Source organism: Streptomyces sp., assembly GCF_035645055.1.
Lineage (GTDB): Bacteria > Actinomycetota > Actinomycetes > Streptomycetales > Streptomycetaceae > Streptomyces.
Genome location: NZ_DASQNH010000066.1, coordinates 1 through 20,750, shown reverse-complemented (window position 1 = coordinate 20,750; position 20,750 = coordinate 1). Strand labels below are relative to the sequence as shown.

Sequence of the window (20,750 nt, the reverse complement as noted above, 5' to 3'; positions counted from 1 at the left end):
AATCAATTCAACCGCTTGGTGTACACCACTCGGGCAGATTCGGCCGGTGCCTGCCGAGCCCGCCGCCGGAAACGGCCGGGAAGCTCCGCCGGATGGCCGTCACCGGACGGCGGAGCGCCAGTTGCGGGCGAGCACCTTGCCGGCGTCGGGTGCGACGGTGCCGGGCGCGGTGAGGCCGGCCAGGTGGGTCTGGGTGTTGTTCAGGGTGAGGCTGTTGTTACCGGCGGCGGAGGGCAGGCCGGTCTTCGCGTTGACGGCGGCGTTGATCAGGCCGACGTTCAGGCCGCAGCCGCCGGCCGCCGGCACCGCGAAGCTGCTGTCGTTCTGCGGGGCGCCGGTGAGGTCGATACGGCTCATCTCCCCGGCCTCATCGAGCGTGCCGTCGCCCTTGAAGAAGCTCATCCCGAACGCCGGGTAGTCGAGGTTCTTCGGCCGCAGCACGATCGGCGCGGACGCCGACCCGATGTAGCAGTTGTCGCCGAGGAGCGGGTTCTGCAGGCGGATGCGGACGGGTAGGGCGATGATCGGCATGTCCTTGAGGACGCCCGCGGTCTGGTCGAAGGCGTACGGCGCGCCGACGGACTCCATGGTGGCGGTGATCTTGTTGAGCTTGGCGTCGCTGAGGGTCTGGCAGATGCCCGTGATCACCGGGATGTCGCTCGGGCACATCAGGCCGAGCAGGCCGCCGGGCACGGTGGCGGGGTCGGCGACCAGGGCGCCGGAGGGCGGGGCGACGACGGTGCTGGTCCCGTCCGCGTTCTGGACGACGCCGAACTGGAGGTTGGTCCTGCCCGTGACGACGGTGGTCCTGCCCAGTTTGACGGAGCCGCCGGCGGAGGTCGAGACCACGCACTGGGGGGTCTTGTCGAAACCGTCGGCGGCCAGCATCGCCGCGGCGTCCACGGGGCAGCGGGTGAACGGGGCCCACTGGCCGTTCAGCGTGGGGTCGGCGGCGGTCGCGCCGCCGACGGAGGCGAGAGTGCCGAGCGCGGTCAGGGCGGCGACGGCGGAGAGTCGGGTGCGGGTGGAGAGCCGGGTCATGGTGGTGGCCTTCCGGGGAGAAGGTGGGGGAGTGCCGGGCGGGACGGCTCAGCGCTCGGGGACGGGGATGACGAGGGGCTGCAGGTCCTCGGTGCACTGGTCGGGGTTGAAGACCTGCACCGCGCACGTCTGGCCTTGCATCTGCTTGACGTAGTTGCCGGGGCCGGAGACGGAGGCGGTGAGCAGGCGGTCGAGGTTCTCGCCGCCGCTGACGCCGCAGCCGGTGAAGGCGGGGATGGTCACCTCGCCGGTCAACGGGCCGCCGGAGCTGAGCAGATAGCCGACCGGCAGGTCGGGGGGCTGGTGCGAGCTGCGTCCGGTCAGCACCAGGTGGTCACCGGGGAACTTCGCGGGTTCGGGCTCCGGGGAGCGCAGCGGGCCTTGCGTCCGGCAGTCGTCACCGACGTCCAGCGGGGTTCCGTTGACCTCCAGGGCGGTCACCCGCAGGACCAGCGGGACCCGTATCCGGGTCTCCATCCTGGTGAACAGGGTGATGAAGGAGGTCTCGCCGCTGCCGTCCATGGTCATGGGGCCCGTCTGCTCCAGCACCATGGTGGCCTTCGTCGGAGCGAAGCCGAAGGTCAGGAAGGTGGCCTGGAACGGCGGGGTGCGCGGCTTCCCCTGGTACCGGAGCGTCCCCTCCGAGTGCTGGGTGAGATAGCCCCCGGTGAAGTCCGGGAAGAACTCGATGTCGGTGGGCCCCTGCTCGATCAGCGCGCAGGACAGCGGGATGAGCGAGGCTCCCCCCAGCTTGCGTACGTTGGTGTAGCCGGTGACGTAGGCGTTCAGCGACGCCGAGGTGGACGGGTGCTGCTCGTCGTAGCGGCAGGGAGGGGCCTTCGGGCGGGGGGCGGTGCTCCGCGGGTCGCGTTCCGTCACCGTCGGCGCCCGGTCCCCCTGGTCCCCCTCGTCCCCCTGGCCGTCCTGGTCGTCGTGGTCGTCGTGGTGGTCCCGGTCGTCCGGGGACTGGGGGGCGGCGGAGGTGCCGGGGCCCGGCGCCGGGGCGGAGGGGGCGGATGGGACCGGGGTGGTGCCCGGGTGCGCGGGGTCCGCCTCGATCGGAACCGTGGCCAGCAGGCCCTGCTCCGGTGCGTCCTCGTCGAGCGCGCACTCGACGGTCAGCGCAGCGGGGTCGGCGGCGGTGCCGTCCGAGGTGTCGAGTGCCAGGTCGAGGGCGAGGGCGCGGGCGGAGAAGGTGAGGGCCCCGTCCGCGCGGGCGGTGACCGAGGGGACCTCGCCCGTCGCGGTCAGCGTCAGCGGTCCCGACGCGGGGAGGGCGGCCGGCCGCGCCGTACCGCGCCAGCTCGCCTCGGCCGCCGACTTGCCCTGCGCGATCCCGACGCCCAGGCGGGTCACCGCCGTTACGCCGGCCGCCTGACCGGCGGCGAGGTCCGCGACCGCTTCGGCGGGCAACTCGACGGTGGTCGTGACATCGGTGGGGGTGAACGGACTGCCCGCCGTCGCCGCGGTGGGGAAGTCCGCCGTGACGCGTACCGTCACGGGCAGTTCGCCCGAGGGCAGCCGGCAGACGTAGGGGAGCGCGACGTCGGCCTCCTGGGTGCCCGGGGCGGAGACCGCGGCCGGGACCATGGCGGCGAGTACCACGAACGCGCCGATGACCGCGGTTTGGGCATGGACCCGGGGCAGCCGCAGCGTGGCGGCGCGATGGCCTCTCATGGAGCTCCCGTCAGTCGTTCACCGGGGAAAGGGGTGCGGAAAGGGCGGCCCCGCAGCGGATCCGGGCAGTCCGCGTCCGCCTGGCCGGGGTGCGTGCCCGGCCGGGCGGACGCGGACGGCGGCGCCTTACGGGTTGGAGCCGACGATCTTCGGGATGGTGCCGTTCGACGCCTTGATGACGTAATTGCCCTTGAAGGTGGGCTTGGTGGAGGTGGTGACCACCGAGCCGCAGTTGACAGGGGCCGGGTTGGAGCTGACGATCAGCTCGCCCGCGACGCTGTTGACCGCCAGGACGCCCGTGGAGTTGGTGTAGGTGGCCGAGGCCTTGCCCGTCACGGTGAACTTGCAGGCGCCCGCGCTCACGTTGGCCTTGATGTTGCCGACGTAGCCCGTGGTGACGCCGGTCGCGGCGTTGTAGTCCTGGGCGACGACGGTCCAGGGGGTGACCGCCACGGTGCTGACGTTGCCCAGGACACTGGTGCACGGCGAGGCCGAGGTGCCGAAGCTGATGGCGTTGATGTTGGCGACCGTGGCCGGGTTGCCGGTGGCGCCGGCCATGGTGCCGGACGCGCTCGAGGTCGTGCACGTCATCGGAATGCTCGCGGTCAGGACGATGTTGCCGCTGTTCGTCGCCGTGTAGCTGCCCGTCGGGGTGACGGTCCACACCGTGGAGGGAACCGCCGAGGCGGGCCCGACGGTGAGACCGAAGGCGGCCGCGGCCGCACCCGCCACGACGGTGAACCTTCTCGTGTGTTTCTTCATGACGTCGGCGCTCCTTGTGGTTGAACGGCAGGGATGGGCCGCGGCTGAATCGATCGAGGGTGTGCGGCCCGCGGCTCGGTGTTCCCCGTCCGCGAGCCATGACGTTACTGGCGGGAAACTTGGTCGAACAATGCCGTTGTTCATGATTCTTTGAAAATGTGAACCATCTCTTTCCGGGGTGAGTGATCCACCACTTGCCTTAGTCATCCGCTGCCAAATTCGAACCCTTCGGCCACGGCTGAGAGGGTGTCCCCGAGGCCTGTCCACACCGGCCCGGAATACTCACTCGACGACAACTTCCGAGGGCGGACTTGTCTGCGCCGTGACAGATTTCGGATGGCTGGACCAGGTCTCTTCGAAAACTCGGATCCCGGTATTGCACCCCGAGGTTACCCAGCCGTAACGTGCCGGTGCGGTGCTCGGTTCCAGGTCGGCGGCCCCCGCCGGCCGAGCCGCGGCGGATGCTTTCCGGCCGCTCCCTCCCGCCAAGGCCGGACATCCGGCGGCGGGGTCCCGCGGTCCCGCCCCTCCGGAGGCTGCGGACCCCGCCCTGTCTCAGTGGGGACAAGGGCGGGCGCCGCGGGTTGTCTTCCGGGTGACAAACGCCGGGAGGACGACGGGAATGCGGGGCCGCACCCGTTGTCAGTGGGCAGGGCGCCGACGTGACGCGCGGGCCCGCCAACAGAACCGACGTGCGTCCGCTGGAGGTGATATGGGCATCGAAGTGGTGGTCGAGGGCCTGACCAAGTCCTTCGGTAGGCAACGCATCTGGCAGGACGTGTCTCTCACCCTCCCGGCCGGAGAAGTAAGCGTCATGCTGGGTCCGTCCGGCACCGGGAAAACGGTCTTCCTGAAGTCGCTCATCGGGTTGCTCAAACCGGATAAGGGTCGTGTCCTCATCAATGGGGTAGACATGGTGAACAGCCCTGAGCGGGATATTTACGAGACTCGGAAATTGTTCGGGCTCATGTTTCAGGACGGCGCCCTGTTCGGATCCATGTCGCTGTTCGACAACATCGCGTTCCCGCTGCGCGAGCACACCCGCAAGAAGGAGTCCGAGATCCGCCGCATCGTCATGGAGCGGATCGAGATCGTCGGACTGCTGGGGGCGGAGGGCAAACTGCCGGGGGAGATCAGCGGCGGTATGCGCAAGCGGGCCGGACTGGCCCGCGCGCTCGTACTGGACCCGCAGATCATCCTCTGCGACGAACCGGACTCCGGCCTCGACCCGGTCCGCACCGCCTACCTCTCCCAGCTGCTGATCGACCTGAACGCACAGCTCGACGCGACGATGCTGATCGTCACCCACAACCTCGACATCGCCGCCACCGTGCCCGACAACATGGGCATGCTCTTCCGGCGCGAACTCGTCACCTTCGGCCCGCGCGAGGTGCTGCTCACCAGCGAGGAACCGGTGGTCGCCCAGTTCCTCGACGGCCGTCGCGAAGGCCCCATCGGGATGTCGGAGGAGAAGGACGCGGCCACCCTCGCGGCCGAGGCGGGCGCCGACCGCGCCGCCGCCCGGCCCCGCAGCATCGTCCCGCAGCTGGAGCCGTCGCCCGGCCTGCCGCCGCGCCGCGCCGTCGCCCGGCGGCGTGAACGCGTCCTGCGCATGATCGACCAGCTGCCCTCCGCCGCCCGCACCGCCATCCTGCGGACCTACGCGCAGAGTGCCGAGGCGCCCACCCTGCCCCTACCCGCCGCCGGGAGCGGCGCATGATCACCGGCGCGCTGCGGCAGACCGGCCGGCTCTTCGCGCTCGCCGCCGAGGTCGCCCGCGCCCTCTTCCGGCGGCCCTTCCAGTTCCGCGAGTTCGTCGAGCAGTTCTGGTTCGTCGCCGGAGTCACCATCCTGCCCGCCGCCCTCGTCTCCATCCCCTTCGGCGCGGTCATCGCGCTCCAGGTCGGCTCGCTCACCCGGCAACTGGGCGCCCAGTCGTTCACCGGGGGCGCCAGCGTCCTCGCCGTCGTCCAGCAGGCCAGCCCACTCATCGTCGCCCTGCTGATCGCCGGCGCCGGCGGCTCCGCCATCTGCGCCGACCTGGGCTCCCGCAAGATCCGCGAAGAGCTGGACGCCATGGAGGTCATGGGCATCTCGCCCGTGCAGCGCCTCGTCGTGCCCCGGGTGCTGGCCACCATGGCCGTGGCGGTCCTGCTCAACGGCCTGGTCTCCGTCGTCGGCACCCTCGGCGGCTACTTCTTCAACGTCATCCTCCAGGACGGCACGCCCGGCGCCTACCTGTCCAGCTTCTCCGCCCTCGCCCAGCCCGCCGACCTGTACATCAGCGAACTCAAGGCACTGGTCTTCGGGTTCATCGCGGGCATCGTGGCCGCCTACCGGGGCCTCAATCCGCGCGGCGGCCCCAAGGGCGTCGGCGACGCCGTCAACCAGTCCGTGGTCATCACCTTCCTGCTGCTCTTCTTCGTCAACATGGTGATGACGGCCCTGTACCTCCGCATCGTTCCGCCGAAGGGGGGCTGACCGGCGATGGCCTCCCCACTCGCCTGGCTCGACCGCTCCGGCGACCACCTGCTCTTCTACACCCGGGCCCTGCTGTGGACCCCGCGCACCCTGCGCCGCTACCTCAACGAGGTGCAGCGCCTCCTCGCCGAGGTCGCCTTCGGCACCGGAGGGCTCGGCGTCATCGGCGGCACCATCGGCGTGATGATCGCGATGACCCTCTTCACCGGGACCGTCGTCGGACTCCAGGGCTACGCGGCCCTCGACCAGATCGGCACCGCCGCGTTCACCGGATTCGTCTCCGCCTACTTCAACACCCGCGAGATCGCCCCACTCGTCGCCGGACTCGCCCTCTCCGCGACCGTCGGCGCGGGCTTCACCGCGCAACTCGGCGCCATGCGCATCAACGAGGAGGTCGACGCCCTCGAAGGCATGGGCATCCGCTCCATGCCCTACCTGGTCACCACCCGCGTCATCGCCGGGGTCGTCGCCATCATTCCGCTCTACGTGATCGGCCTGCTCTCCTCCTACCTGGCCTCCCGCTTCGTGACCGTCCTGCTCAACGGCCAGTCCCGGGGCACCTACGACCACTACTTCAACCTGTTCCTCTCCCCGACGGACGTGCTCCTGTCCGTGCTGAAGGTGCTCATCTTCAGCGTGCTGGTGATCCTCGCCCACTGCTACTACGGCTACCGCGCCACCGGCGGCCCGGCCGGCGTCGGCGTCGCCGTGGGCCGGTCCGTGCGCAACGCCATCGTGCTGATCAGCGTCACCGACTTCTTCCTGTCGCTCGCCCTGTGGGGCGCGACCACGACCGTGAAGGTGGCGGGGTGAGATGAGCCGACCACGAGGCGAGACACTGCGCCGCCGCTGCGCCGGAGTGGCATTCCTGCTGGCGCCCGCCCTGCTGATCTGGCTGGCCGTCGCCGTCTACGACAAGAAGTTCAGCGCCTCCGACCCGGTGGTCGTGGAGACCGGCAGCGTCGGCAACGAGATGCACCTGGGCGCCGAGGTCAAGCTGCGCGGCGTCGTCGTCGGCGAGGTCCGCGCCATCCACGCCACCGGCGACGGCGCCCGGCTCACCCTCGCCATGAAACCCGGCGTCCTCGACCGGGTGCCGTCCGACGTGCACGCGCAGATGTTGCCGACCACGCTGTTCGGCGAACGGTTCGTGGCCCTCGTCCCGCCCGCGCGCCCCTCGCCGCGCCCGCTGGCCGCCGGAGCCGTCATCCCGCAGGACCGCTCCACGAACGCCGTGGAACTCCAGCAGGTCCTCGACGACGTGCTGCCGATGCTCACCGCGGTCCAGCCGCAGAAGCTGTCCGCCACGTTGTCCGCCGTCTCCCAGGCCCTCGAGGGCCGCGGCGACCGGCTCGGCGACACCCTCACCCGGCTCGACGCGCACCTGCGGAGATTCAACCCCCAGCTGCCCACGCTCAACCGCGACCTCAAGGAACTCGTGAAGGTCAGCCATGTCTACGCGGACGCCGCACCCGACATCCTCACCGCGCTCACCGACTTCACCACCACCAGCGGCACCCTCGCCGGGCAGGAGGCCGAGCTCGCCCGCACCCTCGGCGCCACCACCCGGACGGCCGAGGACATGACCGCCTTCCTCCAGCAGAACGCGGACAACATCATCCGGCTCAGCGCCTCCGGCCGGCCCACCCTGGAGCTGCTCGCCGAGTACTCCCCGTCCTTCCCGTGCACGCTGCGTACCCTCGCCGAGTTCGTGCCCGCCATGGACAAGGCGCTCGGCAAGGGCACCGACCGGCCCGGCATCCACGTCGACGTCACCACCGTCCCCTCGCGCGGCGCCTACCGCCCCGGCCGCGACACCCCGGTCTACGACTCCGGCGGCGGCCCCCGCTGCCACCCCGTGCCCTACCTGGGCGCCGCCCCCGAACCCGCCGTACGGGCGTATCCGGGAACCGGTGACGAGCTGGGCCCGGCCAACACCCCGCAGGAGAACGACCTCGTCAACGAACTGCTGGCCCCCGCCGCCGGCCGGCCCCCCGGCGAGCTGCCCGACTGGAGCAGCATGCTGGCCGGGCCGGCCTTCCGCGGCACGGAGGTGACCCTCGGATGACCGCACCGGACCACGCCCACACCCGGCGGCGCTCCCTGGCCGGGCCGCTGCTGAAGTCACTCGCCTTCGTGGTGGTGACCGGCCTCGCCACCACCGTGCTCGGCCTCAGCGTCGCCGACACCGGCGTCGGCGGCGGCACCTACACGTACCAGGCCCTGTTCACCGATGTCACCGGCCTCGACGACGGCGACAGCGTGCGGATCTCCGGAGTGAAGGTCGGTGAGGTGACCGAGGTGCGGGTCGTGAACCGGCGCAACGCGCAGGTCACCTTCACCGTCCGCGACGACCGCCGGCTGCCCCGCTCGGCCACCGCCGCGGTGAAGTACCTCAACATGGTCGGCCAGCGCTATGTCGCTCTGGACCGCGGCAGCGGCGACCTCACCGGCACGCTCCGGCCGGGCGACATCATCCCGCTGGAGCGCACCACACCCGCCCTGGACCTGACCCTGCTCTTCAATGGATTCAAGCCGCTGTTCGAAGGGCTCTCGCCGAAGGACGTCAACGAACTCGCCGGCTCGATCGTCCAGGTGCTGCAGGGGGAGGGCGCCACCGTCGACAGCCTGATCCGGCACGTCGGCTCGCTCAGCACCACCGTCGCCGCCAAGGACGAGGTGATCGGCGAGGTCGTCGAGAACCTCAGCACCGTCCTGCGGACCCTCAACGAGCGCGAGGACGGCTTCGACGACCTGGTCGTCACCCTGCGGTCCCTCGTCACCGGCTTCAACGACGACCGCGAACCCCTCGGTGACGCCGTCGAGGCCATGGGCGAGCTGACCACCGTCACCGCCGGACTCCTCGAAGACGGCCGCGCGCCGCTGAAACAGGACATCCGCGAACTGGGCCGGCTGTCGACGGGCCTGGCGGAACACACCCCGCAGATCGAGGACTTCCTCGACCGCACCCCCGCCAAGATGTCCGCCCTGGCCCGGCTGTCCTCCTACGGATCGTGGTTCAACCTCTACCTCTGCGAGGCACGGGTGAGCGGAGTGACCACCTCCGACGGCTCGGAGGCGCCGACCGGCATCGCGATCACCGAATCGAGGTGCCGCGAATGAGCCCCTTCGCACGGCGCGACCGTACCGGCCGGCCGGGCGCGGCCCGGCGCCCGCGCCTCACACCGGTCAGGGAGCGCGACCCCGTCGCCGTCGGCGTCGTGGGACTGCTCGCCCTCGCCCTGCTCGCCGTCCTCGTCTACCAGGTGGACCGGCTGCCGTTCGGCGGCGGCACCGCCTACAGCGCCGACTTCTCCGAGGCGGCCGGCCTCGACGAGGGCGACGAGGTGCGCATCGCCGGCGTCAAGGTCGGGGAGGTCACCGGTGTCGCCCTCGACGGGCCCAAGGTGAAGGTGGGCTTCGAGGTCGAGGACGCCTGGATCGGCGACCGGACGACCGCGGCCATCGCCATCAAGACCGTCCTGGGCGACAAGTACCTGGCGCTCGACCCGCTCGGCTCCGCCCGCCAGGACCCCGGCAGCCGCATCCCGCTGTCCCGCACCACCTCCCCGTACGACGTGACCCAGGCCTTCCAGGACCTCGGCGGAACCGTCGACGCCATCGACACCCGGCAGCTCGCGGAGAGTTTCGAGACCATCTCCCAGACCTTCGAGAACTCCCCGCCGCATGTGCGCAAGGCCGCCGAGGGCCTGTCCGCGCTGTCCAGGTCCGTGTCCCGGCGCGACACGGAACTCGCCGAACTCCTCCAGGGCAGCGCCCGCTTCAGCCAGACGCTGAAGGACAAGAAGTCGAGTTTCGAGATCCTTCTGGAGGACGGCGGTTCCCTGCTCGGCGAGCTGCGCGACCGCCGCGACGCCATCCGGGCGCTGCTCAAGGGCAGCCGGGAGCTCGGCACCGAACTCGGTGGCCTCGTCGACGACAACGACAAGCAGCTGGGCCCCACCCTCAAGGCGCTCGGCCGTGTCACCGCCGTCCTGCAGGAGAACAGCACCCAGCTCGGCAAGACCCTCGCACTGGCCGGCCCGTACTACCGCCTCGTCGGCAACACCCTGGGCAACGGCCGCTGGTTCGACAGCTATCTGTGCGGCGTCGTCCCCCGCGCCTATCTGCCCGAGACGTCCCAGCCCGCGACCGGCTGCATGCCGCCGAAACAGCCGGCACGGAATCAGCCGGCACGGACTCAGCCGGCACGGACTCAGCCGGCGCCGAACCAGTCGACGCCTGATCAGCCGGCTGCCGCCGAGGGGAACGGTGAGCGATGAACAGACGCGGGAAACTCCTCACCGGCGCCCTCGCCCTCGCGGTGCTGGTCGCCGCCGGGCTGACCGCCGTGCGGGTCCTCGGCTCCGACGGCATCCGCCTCACCGCCTACTTCGACCGCGCGGTCGGCATCTACGCCGGGTCCGACCTGCGAATCCTCGGCGTACGGGTCGGCGAGGTCGAGTCGGTGCGGCCGCAGGGCACCACCGTGCGGGTCGGCCTCCGGCTCGACGAGGGCGTGCGGGTGCCCGAGGGCGCCCGTGCCGTCGTCGTCGCACCGAGCGTCGTCGCCGACCGCTATGTGCAGCTCACCCCCGCCTACCGCGCCGGCCCCGCCCTCGCCGACGGCGCCGTCCTGCCCGCCGCGCGCAACCGCACCCCCGTCGAGATCGACCAGCTCTACGACTCGATCACCGAACTCGGAAGGGCGCTCGGCCCGGACGGCGCCAACTCCACCGGCGCCCTGTCCGACCTGCTGCGCACCGGGGCGGCCAACCTCGACGGCAACGGCGAGGCCATCGGCGACAGCGTCGAGCAGTTCGGCAAGGCGGCCAAGACCCTCGACGGCAGCAGCGACGACCTGTTCGCCACACTGAGCCGGCTCCAGGTCTTCACCACCATGCTGAAGGACAAGGACGACGACGTGCGCACCGCCCAGGAACGCCTGGACGAGGTCGTCGGCTTCTTCGCCGACAACAAGGACGACCTCGCGGGCGCGCTGGAGGAACTCGGCACCGCCCTGGGCCAGGTCAAGACCTTCATCGAGGACAACCGGGGCGAGCTGAAGGAGAACGTCGACCGGCTCGTACCGATCACCCGGACCCTTGTCGAGCAGCGGGCCTCGCTCGCCGAGGCACTGGACGTGGCGCCGCTGGCCGCGGGCAACGTCGTGAACGCCTACAACCCCGACACCCGCACCCTCGACGGCCGCGCCAACCTCAACGAGATCAGCCTGGGCGGCCCGCTGCTGCCGCTGCCCGCGACGGGCGGCTCCGCGGCCTCGGGGAAGGGGGAGCGGTGAAGCGTCGTACCCGTACCGCCGGTTCGACGGCCGCGGCCCTCCGGCGCGGGGTGCTCACCACGGGCGGCGCCGCCGGTCTCACCGTGGGCGGACTGCTCGCGCTCGGCCTCGGCTTCACCCTGGCCCTCGGCGCCGTCACCGTCGGACCGCCGCGCTTCGACGGCATCCAGGACCTGCCGCTGCCCGGCGGCGCCGATCTCGGCGACCACCCGTACACCGTGACGGCGGAACTGCGCGATGTGCTCAGCCTGGTGCCGCAGGCCGCGGTGAAGGTCAACGACGTCGCCGTCGGCCGGGTCACCGACATCGAACTCGACGGCTGGTCGGCCCGCGTCACCATGAAGATCAACGGCGCGGTACGGCTGCCCGCCGACGCCACCGCCCGGCTCGAACAGTCCAGCCTGCTGGGCGAGAAGTACATCCAGCTCGTGGCACCCGCCCGCGAGACCGGCACCGGGAGGCTCGCGGACGGTGACGTCATCCCGGTCTCCCGCACCAGCCGCAGCACCGAGGTCGAAGAGGTGTTCGGCGCGCTGTCCCTGCTGCTCAACGGCGGCGGCGTCAACCAGCTCAAGACCATCACCCGGGAACTCAACGCGGCCCTCGGCGGCCGCGAGGGCGAGGTCCGCTCCGTACTGAAACGGGTCAACACCCTGGTGACCGACCTCGACGACCACCGGGGCGACATCACCGACGCCCTCGACGCCGTCAACCGGCTTTCCGCGACCCTCGCCACCCGTGAGGACGACGTCGCCACCGTCCTCACCGACCTCGCACCCGGACTGAAGACGCTCGACCGGCAACGCGGCTCGCTGCTGACCATGCTGCGCTCCCTCGACACGCTCTCCGGCGTCGCCGTCGCCACCATCGACGCGAGCAAGGACGACATGATCGCCGATCTCAAGGCCATCGCGCCGACCCTGAAGGCCCTCGCGGACGCGGGCACGGACCTGCCCGACTCGCTCCAGGTGCTGCTCACCTTTCCGTTCACCGACGAGGTGCTGCGCGGGGTGAAGGGCGACTACCTCAACGTCTACCTGGAGATGACGGCCGTGCCGGGAACGCAGATCATCCCGCCGCTGGTGCCGCAGAGCACGCCCTCCGCGACGCCCGGCGCGCGGCGCGGCACGACGGCCGGCGAGGACACCGGCAAGGGGAGCGAGCCCAGTCCCACCACCTCTTCCCCGCTGCCCCTGCCCTCCGTCTCCACCCCCGCCCCCACCGGTACCGGTCTCGGTTCCGGGACGGCCACGCCGGGAGGTGAACTCGGTTGATCACCCTCGCCGTTCGGCTGAAGAACCTCGCCTTCCTCCTCATCGCCGTCCTCGCCCTCTCCTACCTCGGCATCCGCTACGCCGACCTCGGCCGGTACGCCGGCGTCGCCGACCACTACACGGTCGACGTCCGACTGCCGCACACCGGCGGCCTGTTCACCCACTCCGACGTCACCTACCGGGGCGTCTCCGTGGGACGCGTCGGCCCGATCGGCCTCACCTCGGACGGCGTCGTCGCCGAACTGCGCATCAAGAAGTCCGCCCCGCGCATCCCCGCCGACACCCGTGCCGTGGTCGCCGGTCTCTCCGCCGTCGGCGAGCAGTACATCGACCTGCGCCCGCAGAGCGACGGCGGCCCCTACCTAGCCGACGGCGCCCGGATCGAACAGTCCGACACCCAGGTTCCCGCGCCCGTCACCGATGTCCTCGCCAGCATCGACGACCTGACCCGCTCCGTACCGCTTGAGGACCTGCGCACGGTCGTGGACGAGTTCGGCGAGGCCTTCGAAGGGCACGGTGACGACCTCCAGGCACTGCTCGACAGCGGCGGCGCCTTCGTGGACGCCGCCGACCGCGCCCTGCCCGCCACCACCCGGCTCCTCACCGACGGCGAGACCGTGCTGCGCACCCAGGCCGAGGAGACCCGGGCCATCCGGGACTTCGCCGTCGGAGCGAAGGAACTGGCCCGCACCCTCAAGGGCTCCGACGCCGACCTGCGCCGCCTCCTCGCCACCGCGCCCGAGGCCGCCACCCAGGTCAGCGGAGTCCTGCGGGACCTCGATCCGAGCCTCGGCGTCGTCCTCGCCAACCTGCTCACCACCTCCGAGATCGCCGTCACCCGGCAGCGCGGCCTGGAGGAACTGCTCGTGAAGTACCCGGCGGCCGTCTCCGCCGGAGCCACCGCCGTCGACGGAGGGAAGCTGAACCTCGGCATGGCCGTCACCTTCTTCCAGCCCCTGCCCTGCACCGCCGGGTACGGCGCCACCCGCTACCGCAACGGACTCGACCTCGGGACCGCGCCCGCCCTCAACACCGACGCGGCCTGTGCTTCCTCCGCCGCGGACGGCTTCAACGTACGCGGCTCGGCGCACGCCCCCAGGGGCGGCCCGGTGCCCGACCCGGCGAGGCCCGGCTCCCTGCCGTCCGGCGGCGCGGGCGGCGGCCGGGCGGCGCCGCCGGGCAGCGCCTCCGCCCCGCTGCCCGGCGCCCTCGCCCTGCCCGGCCAGGCCGGGGCGGCGCCGAAGGACATGACGGACCTCCTCCTCCCCGGCACCGGGAGCACGCGATGAGGGGGGCCAGGCTTCTGGCGGGGGCGGGACTCGCACTGGCGGTCGGCTTCTGCGGGGCCGGCGCGTGGACGTACGCGCAGGCCCGCACCGACGACGCGCTCATCTACGGCCGGCAGCGCGACCAGGCGCTCGCCGACGGCCGGGAGGGCGTCGCCGTCCTCACCACGCTGGACGCCTCCACCCGGCAGCGGGCCGAGGCGGGCATCCGGGCCTGGCGCGACGCCTCCACCGGGCCGCTGCGCGACGCGCTGGGCCGCACGCAGCCGAGGGCGGGCGCCTCGGCACGCGGCACGGTCACCGAGGCCGCCGTCACCGCGCTCGACACCCGCACCGGCACGGCCAAGCTCATCGCCACCGTCAGCGTCGAGGTCACCCCGGCCGGGACCAAGCGGCCGACCACCGACCGCAAACGCCTGGAGGCCGTCCTGACCCGCGTGGACGCGGGGGAGTGGAAGGTACGGGCCCTGAACGCGGTACCGCTCGCCGGGCACGGGGAGGACGACCGATGACACGCACGCGCCCGCTGCGCGCTTCGACGCCGGCCCTCACCCGACCCCGAACGGGCGGTTCCACCCACGGTGCGGCCAAGGACGATGCGCCCGTGACAGAACCCGCGCCGCCGGAACCCGAGGTGCCCGAGGGCGAGCCGGCCGGCTCCGCGGCAGAGTCCGGGCTGCCCCAGGGCGTGCCCTCCGGGCCGGAGGCGGGCTCGGAATCCGGCAGGTCACCGGGCGGCCGGTGGCGTCGGGCCGTGTCGGCAGGGATCGTCGCGGTGCTCGTCGCCGCCGGGTGCGGCTTCTCCTACGCCGCCCACCAGCTGAGGTCGGCGGAGGCCGCCCGCAACCGTGCGCTCACCGACACCGAGGCCACCGCGCGTGTCGCCGGGGAGATCGACAACGCCCTCGCCCGGGTCTTCTCCTACACCCCGGACGGCACCGCGACCGCCGAGCGCTCCGCACGCGCCGTGCTCGACGGCCGCGCCGCCCGACAGTACCGGGACCTGTTCGCCCAGGTCCGCGACGACCTCGCCGATCAGCGGGTCACGCTGAGCACCGAGGCCGTACGCACCGGGGTGATCGAACTCGACGGGGAGCGGGCGCGTCTGCTGGTGTTCCTCGACCAGACCTCCCGCCGTGGCGACGGCGAGGCCACCACCGCCGCCGCCCAGCTCACCGTCACGGCACGGCTGGTGAACGACCGCTGGCGGATCGTCGGCCTCAAGGCCCGCTGACCGTGCGCGAAAGACGGGAGAACCTCATGGGACGCGTCCTGCGTGTACCCGCCGGAAACCGCCCCCGGCCACTGACGGCCCTGGCCCTCGCCCTCACCCTCGTCGCGGGAGGCTTCGCGGCGTGGGCGGGCCAGGACTGGTACGCGGCGGCCCACGACGACCGGTCCGCGTACGCCGCGCAGCGGGACGAGGCGCTCGCCGCCGGCGAGCAGGCCGTACAGAACCTCAACACGCTCGACCACCGCGACCTGGACGACGGCCTCGACCTGTGGGAGTCGTCCACCACCGGCGAGCTGCACGAGCAACTGGTGGCGGGGCGCACCGAGTTCGCCGAGCAGGTGAAGGAGGCCAAGACGGTCACCACGGCCCGGGTGCTGTCGGGCGCCGTCACCGAGCTCGACGACCGCGCCGGGCGAGCCCGGGTGCTGATCGCCCTGCGCGTCACCGTCAAGGCGTCCGACGGCGCGAAGACCGAGAAGGACAGCCGCATGCTCGGCGAACTCACCCGCACCGAGGGCCGGTGGCGGCTCAGTGCCCTGGGACAGGCCCCCGTGGGCGGCGCATCGGCCGGCTGACCGCTTTCGTCCGCGCAAGCCGCCCGCACCGAGAGGACCGCACGATGTCGACGACCCGCCACCACATCAACCGCGAGCGGCGCCGCCAGGCGCGCGACACCCGGCCCGCCGCCTCCCAGGAGCAGCCGGGGAAGCCGGAGCAGACGGCACACCGGGCCCGTACCGGCGTCACGGCCGTGCGGCCCCCGTCCGCGCGAACGGCCGTCGTGGCCCCGGAGGCGGCACGGGACCGGAAGGCGGGCGGCGCCACGGCCGCCACCCGGAAGACCACCCCCGCCCGCCCCCACCGCCGGACAGCCCTCGCGCTCCTCTGCGCCCTCACCCTCCTCCTCGGCGGCTTCGCCGGCTGGGCGCACGCCAGGGCCGAGGCGCTGCGGGACGACCCCGCGCTGCGCAACACCGCCCTGACCGACCTCGCCCGCACCAGCGAGATCAAGGGACAGACGGCCAGAGCCGTCGACCGGCTCTTCTCCTACGACCACACCGACCCCGGCGCACTCGAAAAGGCCGCCGGTGGCCTCCTCACCGGGAAGGCCGTCGCCCAGCACCGCGCCCTGCTCGCCGACGTCCGCTCGCGGGCCGACGCGCAGAAGGCGGTGATCACCACGACGGTCACCGACAGCGCGGTCGAACGCATCGACGGCGACCGGGCCCGGGTCCTGGTCTACGCCGACCAGAGCAGTGTCAGCACCGCCGCAGCCCGCGGGAAGCAGGACGAGGGCGTGTACGCGGGAGCGATGCTCGCCCTGGACGTCGTGCGCCGCGACGGACGGTGGCTCGTCTCCGGCATCGACACCTTCGGCCGCTGAGGACCACGCGACCACGCCATCGCGCCACCGAGCGCGCGACCGCGAAGCCCACGACACCCACGGAGTGACAGCAGCCATGTCCTTACGCCGCGCACGACGCCCGCACCCCGGCCGGGCCCGTAGGGGACTGCGGACCACCGCCCTCGCCGTGACGGCCGTGGCGGCCCTCACCGCCTCGCAGGCACCCGGCCTCACCGGGGAGGCGAAGGACGCCCACGCCGCACCCTCGGCCGACGAGGAACACCGACCGGCCACGGACGCCCCGTACGCCCTGCCTGCCGAACCCGCTCCGCCGGGCGACGGTTCGTACCACACCGAACTGCCGCCCCTGATCAGCCAGGCCGGTACGGCAGCCCCGGCCGTCGTGCGCGGCCTGCGCTCCCAGTCCGGCATCCCGGCCACCGTGCTGCGCGCCTACCGTGCCGCCGAGACCTCGGTCGGCAGGACCGACCCCGGCTGCCGGCTGCCCTGGCAACTGCTCGCGGCGATCGGCAAGGTCGAATCCGGCCACGCGGGCGGCGGTGCGGTCGGCCCGGACGGCACCACCGTGCGCCGGATCACCGGCCCCGCCCTCGACGGCCGCGGTTTCGCCCTGATCCGGGACACGGAGGGCGGATCCCACGACGGTGACCCGGTCTACGACCGAGCGGTGGGGCCGATGCAGTTCCTGCCCTCCACCTGGACCCGCTGGGGCACGGACGGCAACGGTGACGGCCGGGCCGACCCGAACAACGTCTTCGACGCGGCTCTGGCGGCCGGACACTACCTGTGCGCGGGCGACCGGGACCTGGGCCGGGGTGCGGACCTGGACGGGGCGATCCTCAGTTACAACCGCTCGCGGCCCTATCTGGAACTGGTCAGGTACTGGCTGGAGTTCTACAGCCGGGGAGTCCACCCCGTACCGGACGGCACAGGGGTGATCCCGCAGAGCCCCGGTGCGGGTGGCGAGACCCGGGCGGCCGAACCCGCCGACGGCGCGGACGGAGGCGGCGCGGGAGGCGACGGCGGCGGCATCGTCGTCGGCCCGGACCCGGCCCCGCCGGGCAGCCCCGAGCCGTCCCCCTCCGCTCCCTCGCCGAGGCCGACCCCCGCCCCCACGCCCGCTTCCCCGGCCCCCTCCGCCCCGACGACGCCCCCGGCGAGCCCGACGCCGTCCGAGTCGTCCGGCGAGCAGCCCACGGACAGCCCGTCACCGTCCCCCGCACCGGACCCGACGGCCGAGCCGAGCCCGTCGCCCACCGAGCCGGACGGCTGCGCCACGGAGTCCGCCACCCCGTCCCCCGACCCGAGCGCCTCCCCGGGGCCGTCGTCGTGCCCGACCGACGTGACCGGGTGAAGCCCCGTACCTGGCGATCCGCTCCGCCTTCGCCCGAGCGGCCAAGTCCGGCGGCGAAGCGGTGCTGTCCGTGGAACTCCAAGACCTCGCAGCCGGCCTCGATCGACCTGTGAACAACGTGGAACCGACTGACAGTGGACAGCGCACCGGGCGATACTGGCGGGCAGTCGGCGCGCAGCAACCTCATCGCCTGTCTGTTCGAGGCCAGGGACCTGCGACAGCGCGACCGGGAGTCCCGGGCCCGGGAGATCCGTGACCGGCTGCGCCCACTGCGCCGGGCCCCCGTGTCACCGGCCTTCCGCCCACGCTCCTTCCTGAACGCGGCACCACAATCCCTGAGCGAGAGCCCCTGGCCCGATGGCACAGCCCGCCTCGCCTACTGGCTGGACCGCGACGAGAACGAGCTGGTGACATATCTCCTGACAGGGGAGGGTGCGGTGCTCCGCTTCGCCACTCACCTCAATCCCGTCGTCCTGGACGCGCTGCAGACCGTACTGACCCAGTTCCCCGAGGACGAGCTGGACTACATCGTCGAGCGCCTCACGGGGCTGCTGCTGCCGGACCGGTTGCTGTCCGCTCTGGACGACGGTGGCGCGCACACGGTCGTCGTGTCCGCCGACCCCGGTATCCCGTCCGTCCCCTGGGAGGCGCTCGGGGCCGGGGGGGCGCAGGCTCGGCCTGGACTTCGCGCTGTGCCGGACGCCGTCCCTGCTGCGGAACGCCGCCCTGCTCGGCGGTGCTTCCTGCGCACCGACCCGCCCTCGAGCCACCTTCTCCTCGCCGACGGTCCACTCACCGTCGCGGAACTGGCCCAGGCCCCCACACGCGAGGGCGCGGTATATGTCTTCGGGTCGTGCGAATCCGCCCAGCAGGGGACGGACGCAGCGTACGGGAACACCTTCGGTGTCAGCGCCGCGTTCCTGCTGAAGGGAGCCGCCGCGGTCCTCGGCTGCAACTGGCCGGTGGACGACCGGGTGACGCGGGCCGGAACGGAGCGGCTCTACGCTCACCTCCTCGCGGGGCAGACGGTGTCCGACGCCCTGAAGTCAGCCCGCCGTGACCTCTTCGGCCGAGGCCTCCCGACATCGTCCTGGGCCTTGTTCACCGGGATCGGAGACCCCTGCGCGCGGCTGCTCCCCGCTGAGTGAGACCCAGGAGGGGGCAGAGGACGCCGTCCGGTCCGCGGACATCACGGTCGGCCGGTTCGTCATCGGGCCCGGTACCCTCCAGAGGTCTCGCCTGGTAGTGGCACCGCCCGTGCCGCCCGAACGGGCCGCCGCATAGAATCCGATCTTATGTCGAAGCCTGACGAGCTGATCGTTGACATCGCCGCCCTTGTGGAGTCAGGGCAGAGCAGTCAGATGTCCCTGACCGTGGTCACCGGTGGTGCCGTCATCACCGGTCGACTGGCTCCCGAAGCCATGTGGAGGAAGCGGGTGTCGGAGGTGCTGACGGATTCCGCCCAGCTGGGCGAGTTCTCCGCCGTCTTCGGCAGCCCCGCGAAGAAGGACGGGCCGCCGACGCATCTGCACTTCCACGTCGCGCGGATCCTGCAGGGCACGGTGGGGATCCCGGAGACGGGCGGAATGTACCGCGTCGCGATCGAGGACGTCATCGCCTGGACTGTGGGCGACTTCAGCTACTCCGACCATTGACCCGCCGCCGCGCCGAGCGCACGGCACGCGGTGAGGGCCCGACCGGCGCCGGTCGGGCCCTCACCGCTGGTGTGGTGTCAGCGCGCGCCTGGTGCGTCGGTCAGACGGACGGGGGAGTGCCGAGCATCGCGGACGCCCGCTGCAACGGGCTTTCGACGCGCGCGGGTGCCGCCTCGGGGAGGGTGCGGCAGGTGAAGCCGAGCCGGGCCATGGCCCGCAGAACCTCGCCGGCGCTGAAATCACGGCGGTCCTGGCGAGTGATGACCTGGCCGACCTGCTTGGCGGGGTAGTGACGTCGCCCGATGATCACGGAGTCGGCCGTGATCGGTTCGGGCTTGATGCCCTTCATCGATTCGAGCACGCCGCTCTTGGTCAGGTCGAACGGGAAGCGGGCGATGACACAGCGCATGATGCCTCACAGGGAGAAGGGGCGCGGAGACGGGGCCGGCCGCCGTGAAGCGGCTCAGCGGGAGAGGGCGACGAGGCCCAGGGCGCTGCCGTGTTCGTCGACCACGAGCACAGGCCCGAGCCGCCCGCAGGGCATCGCGTCCTCGGCTTCGGCCCTCGTGGCCAGAGGTGAGAGGAAGGGCCCGCTGCCGTCGGTGATATCACCCAGGCGGGTCCGGTCCGTGTATCCGGAGCCGTCCTGGACGGCGGTGAGCCGGGCCCGGGTGACCAGGCCGACGCACAGGCCGTCCTCGTCGCAGACGACCAGATGCTCCGTATGGGCGGCGGCCATGACGGACAGCGCGACCTCGACGGTCATGTCGTACCAGACCTGCGGTCCGGCCGCGTCCATGACGCCGGCCACCGTGCCGGGCACGGGGTGGGCGATCGCGGGGCGGGTCTGCGTCTGGACCAGCGTCAAAGGGTGCCTCCTGCGGAGATGGGTCTGCTTCCTGATCGCGACGGTTCTATGCGGGCGTGCTGGTTGTGGACTGTTGCAGGGGTGCGCGGCGGGCTGCGGCGGGGCGGCGTCGGCCGCGGGAGGTGGTGCCGCGCTTCTTGGGGCGTTCGTCGATCGGTGTGGTGATGACGACGGGGATGCCGGTCGGGGTCTGGGCGCCGGTGATGCGGTGCAGGGCTTCTTCGCCGGTGCGGATCTGGGTGGTCTGCGGGACGATGCCGGCCGCTGCCATGAGGCGGGTCATGCCGCGGCGCTGGTTGGGGGTGACCAGGGTGACGACGCTGCCGGACTCGCCCGCGCGGGCGGTGCGGCCGCCGCGGTGGAGGTAGTCCTTGTGGTCGGTGGGCGGGTCGACGTTGACGACGAGGTCGAGGTGGTCGACGTGGATGCCGCGTGCCGCGACGTTGGTGG

The 20,750-nt window shown here is 72.2% G+C and carries 22 protein-coding genes; 16 read left to right on the top strand and 6 right to left on the bottom strand.

Features of this window, described 5'->3' with window-relative positions; genetic code table 11:
- Positions 1-99 precede the first annotated feature (99 nt).
- The 3 genes from VE614_RS22490 to VE614_RS22480 all read right to left on the bottom strand — a co-directional run bounded on the left by VE614_RS22490 (position 100) and on the right by VE614_RS22480 (position 3,480).
- Positions 100-1,041 carry a hypothetical protein gene (locus VE614_RS22490; RefSeq protein WP_324940050.1) on the bottom strand — a complete coding sequence of 314 codons (942 nt, stop codon included), beginning with the start codon at positions 1,039-1,041 and terminating at the stop codon, positions 100-102.
- Positions 1,042-1,089: 48 nt separating this feature from the next.
- A complete protein-coding gene (locus tag VE614_RS22485) occupies positions 1,090-2,718 on the bottom strand; it encodes a DUF6801 domain-containing protein (RefSeq protein ID WP_324940047.1) in 1,629 nt (542 codons plus the stop codon).
- A 126-nt stretch (positions 2,719-2,844) separates the two neighbouring features.
- Positions 2,845-3,480, bottom strand: a complete 636-nt coding sequence (locus VE614_RS22480) for a hypothetical protein (RefSeq protein ID WP_324940044.1) — start codon at positions 3,478-3,480, stop codon at positions 2,845-2,847.
- 712 nt (positions 3,481-4,192) lie between these two features.
- On the opposite strand from VE614_RS22480, the gene VE614_RS22475 reads away from it, so the two are divergent.
- From VE614_RS22475 to VE614_RS22400, 16 genes are all read left to right on the top strand, one after another.
- Positions 4,193-5,200 (top strand): ABC transporter ATP-binding protein, encoded by a 1,008-nt coding sequence (locus VE614_RS22475; RefSeq protein WP_324940041.1) that lies wholly within the window; start codon positions 4,193-4,195, stop codon positions 5,198-5,200.
- Positions 5,197-5,961 (top strand): ABC transporter permease, encoded by a 765-nt coding sequence (locus VE614_RS22470; RefSeq protein WP_324940038.1) that lies wholly within the window; start codon positions 5,197-5,199, stop codon positions 5,959-5,961. The genes VE614_RS22475 and VE614_RS22470 overlap by 4 nt, the downstream gene beginning before the upstream one ends.
- 6 nt (positions 5,962-5,967) lie before the next feature.
- Positions 5,968-6,774, top strand: coding sequence for an ABC transporter permease (locus VE614_RS22465; RefSeq protein WP_324940035.1), 807 nt, complete (start codon positions 5,968-5,970; stop codon positions 6,772-6,774).
- Between the two features lies 1 nt (position 6,775).
- Positions 6,776-8,029, top strand: coding sequence for an MCE family protein (locus tag VE614_RS22460; protein WP_324940032.1), 1,254 nt, complete (start codon positions 6,776-6,778; stop codon positions 8,027-8,029).
- Complete coding sequence (locus tag VE614_RS22455; protein WP_324940028.1) at positions 8,026-9,084, top strand: MCE family protein; 1,059 nt, start codon at positions 8,026-8,028, stop codon at positions 9,082-9,084. The genes VE614_RS22460 and VE614_RS22455 overlap by 4 nt, the downstream gene beginning before the upstream one ends.
- Positions 9,081-10,244 carry an MCE family protein gene (locus tag VE614_RS22450; RefSeq protein WP_324940025.1) on the top strand — a complete coding sequence of 388 codons (1,164 nt, stop codon included), beginning with the start codon at positions 9,081-9,083 and terminating at the stop codon, positions 10,242-10,244. The genes VE614_RS22455 and VE614_RS22450 overlap by 4 nt, the downstream gene beginning before the upstream one ends.
- Positions 10,241-11,263: an MCE family protein gene (locus VE614_RS22445; protein ID WP_324940022.1), complete on the top strand. Its 1,023-nt coding sequence runs from the start codon at positions 10,241-10,243 to the stop codon at positions 11,261-11,263. The genes VE614_RS22450 and VE614_RS22445 overlap by 4 nt, the downstream gene beginning before the upstream one ends.
- Positions 11,264-11,313: 50 nt before the next feature.
- Positions 11,314-12,537, top strand: a complete 1,224-nt coding sequence (locus tag VE614_RS22440; RefSeq protein WP_324940072.1) for an MCE family protein — start codon at positions 11,314-11,316, stop codon at positions 12,535-12,537.
- Positions 12,534-13,826 carry an MlaD family protein gene (locus VE614_RS22435; protein ID WP_324940019.1) on the top strand — a complete coding sequence of 431 codons (1,293 nt, stop codon included), beginning with the start codon at positions 12,534-12,536 and terminating at the stop codon, positions 13,824-13,826. Before VE614_RS22440 ends, VE614_RS22435 begins: the two co-directional genes overlap by 4 nt.
- Entirely contained in the window at positions 13,823-14,335 is a 513-nt protein-coding gene (locus VE614_RS22430; protein ID WP_324940016.1) for a hypothetical protein, read from the top strand. Before VE614_RS22435 ends, VE614_RS22430 begins: the two co-directional genes overlap by 4 nt.
- 92 nt (positions 14,336-14,427) lie before the next feature.
- Positions 14,428-15,057, top strand: a complete 630-nt coding sequence (locus tag VE614_RS22425; protein ID WP_414719626.1) for a hypothetical protein — start codon at positions 14,428-14,430, stop codon at positions 15,055-15,057.
- A 26-nt stretch (positions 15,058-15,083) separates the two neighbouring features.
- Complete coding sequence (locus VE614_RS22420) at positions 15,084-15,632, top strand: nuclear transport factor 2 family protein (RefSeq protein WP_324940013.1); 549 nt, start codon at positions 15,084-15,086, stop codon at positions 15,630-15,632.
- A 44-nt stretch (positions 15,633-15,676) separates the two neighbouring features.
- A complete protein-coding gene (locus VE614_RS22415) occupies positions 15,677-16,441 on the top strand; it encodes a hypothetical protein (protein ID WP_324940010.1) in 765 nt (254 codons plus the stop codon).
- Positions 16,442-16,517: 76 nt separating this feature from the next.
- Positions 16,518-17,777, top strand: coding sequence for a lytic transglycosylase domain-containing protein (locus VE614_RS22410; RefSeq protein ID WP_324940008.1), 1,260 nt, complete (start codon positions 16,518-16,520; stop codon positions 17,775-17,777).
- Positions 17,778-17,911: 134 nt separating this feature from the next.
- Complete coding sequence (locus VE614_RS22405) at positions 17,912-18,925, top strand: CHAT domain-containing protein (protein WP_324940005.1); 1,014 nt, start codon at positions 17,912-17,914, stop codon at positions 18,923-18,925.
- A gap of 147 nt (positions 18,926-19,072) precedes the next feature.
- Positions 19,073-19,432, top strand: coding sequence for a hypothetical protein (locus VE614_RS22400; RefSeq protein WP_324940002.1), 360 nt, complete (start codon positions 19,073-19,075; stop codon positions 19,430-19,432).
- Between the two features lie 100 nt (positions 19,433-19,532).
- Here the strand turns inward: VE614_RS22400 and VE614_RS22395 are convergent, their stop codons facing one another.
- The 3 genes from VE614_RS22395 to VE614_RS22385 form a co-directional block, all read right to left on the bottom strand.
- Positions 19,533-19,841 carry an SCO5918 family protein gene (locus VE614_RS22395; RefSeq protein ID WP_324939999.1) on the bottom strand — a complete coding sequence of 103 codons (309 nt, stop codon included), beginning with the start codon at positions 19,839-19,841 and terminating at the stop codon, positions 19,533-19,535.
- Positions 19,842-19,895: 54 nt separating this feature from the next.
- Complete coding sequence (locus VE614_RS22390; protein ID WP_324939995.1) at positions 19,896-20,300, bottom strand: CBS domain-containing protein; 405 nt, start codon at positions 20,298-20,300, stop codon at positions 19,896-19,898.
- Between the two features lie 46 nt (positions 20,301-20,346).
- Positions 20,347-20,750: helicase-related protein (locus VE614_RS22385; RefSeq protein WP_324939992.1), on the bottom strand; the 404-nt coding region annotated here is incomplete at its 5' end.